Consider the following 1,388-nt stretch of genomic DNA (forward strand, 5'->3'; position numbering starts at 1 on the left):
TGGTTGCGATCTTCCTGTAGTGGAATTATCTTTAAGATATCATCGTCCCATTCGTTTAGGGACTGAAGCAATTGTTCGCACTCGTCTTGCAGAAACAGTAGGAGTGCGCATTAATTGGGATTTTGACATCCTCCCACCGTTAAATCAGAGATTGTAACGGGGGATTCCTAAACATCACTATTTAGGTTTCTGTTTCTTTCCCTTACGGGTTTTTCGCAACTGCCCTTTAACACTATGGTTATCAGGTCTTATGTCCGCTCCACAGACAGTCACCGCAAGCCCTGCGGCGAGAATATTCTTCCCAGCGTTGATATCTCTATCAATACCTGTAGTGCCACAGCTAGGACAATCCCAACTACGAATATTCAATGGCAACTTATCCATCACAAAACCGCAATGGTTACATCTCTTGCTACTAGGAAAGAACCTGTCAATCTTAACCAGCTTCCTTCCGTACCAACCGCATTTATATTCAAGCTGACGGAAGAACTCTCCCCAGCTAGCATCAGAAATAGATCTAGCAAGCTTGCGGTTCTTGACCATGTTTCTAACTGCCAGATCTTCAATAGCAATCAAGCTATTTTCTCTAACCAAGTTAGTAGTCAGCTTATGCAAGAAATCGGTACGAGCATCTTTAATCTTGGCGTGTATCTTAGCTACTTTAAGTCGCGCTTTATATCGGTTACTAGAGCCTTTGGTTTTCCGGCTCAGTTCCTTTTGCGCTGCTCTCAGCTTTTGATACAGCTTATTAAAGTGCTTAGGATTAGATATCTTCTGTCCATCACTAGTGCTAATCAAGCTAGTAATGCCTACATCAAGACCGACCTGTTTTTTAGTTGGTGGCAATACATCAATGGTGTAGTCGTCCACAAGCAACGAGACAAACCATCTACCCGAAGGTTCAAGCTTGACTGTAACTGTCGATGGTTTACATCCTTGGGGAAGATATCTAGACCAAACTACATTAAGTGGCTCTTTGCACTTAGCAAGCCACAGCTTACTGTCTCGGTACTTAAAAGCCGACTTGGTAAACTCGGCAGATCCTCCGTTCCTCTTTTTCTTAAACCTAGGATACCTAGCTGTTTTACCCCAGAAGTTAGCGAAGGCTTTTTGCAGATGTCTAAGACATTGCTGCAAAGGTACACAACTAACCTCATTAAGAAAACCAAGATCCTTGTTTTTCTTCCAGCCAGTTAAAAGGCTAGAGGTTTCTTTATATTGAATCCTCTCCTGTCTTTCGTACCAAGCTTCGGTTCTGGTAGCCAAGGCTTTGTTATAGACCAAACGCACACACCCCATTGTTCGCCGCAAGAGATTTTCTTGCTCGACAGTTGGGTAAAAGCGATACTTGTAGGCACGTTCAGTCATGCTCACATTATACCAGATTT

The 1,388-nt window shown here is 43.1% G+C and carries 2 protein-coding genes; one reads left to right on the forward strand and one right to left on the reverse strand.

The window, feature by feature from the left end:
• The first annotated feature begins 19 nt into the window (after window positions 1-19).
• Complete coding sequence (locus F6J94_RS33865) at window positions 20-157, forward strand: hypothetical protein (protein WP_367142325.1); 138 nt, start codon at window positions 20-22, stop codon at window positions 155-157.
• Window positions 158-177: 20 nt separating this feature from the next.
• Here the strand turns inward: F6J94_RS33865 and F6J94_RS33870 are convergent, their stop codons facing one another.
• On the reverse strand, window positions 178-1,368 hold the full coding sequence (locus F6J94_RS33870) for an RNA-guided endonuclease TnpB family protein (RefSeq protein ID WP_293048337.1): 1,191 nt from the start codon (window positions 1,366-1,368) through the stop codon (window positions 178-180).
• Window positions 1,369-1,388: the final 20 nt, after the last annotated feature.

It is taken from the genome of Moorena sp. SIO1F2 (assembly GCF_010672755.1).
In the GTDB taxonomy this organism is placed as follows: domain Bacteria; phylum Cyanobacteriota; class Cyanobacteriia; order Cyanobacteriales; family Coleofasciculaceae; genus Moorena.

Coding starts and splice junctions, on each gene's coding strand:
- F6J94_RS33870 (WP_293048337.1), bottom strand. CDS start 1,368: ATGACTGAACGTGCCTACAAGTATCGCTTTTACCCAACTGTCGAGCAA.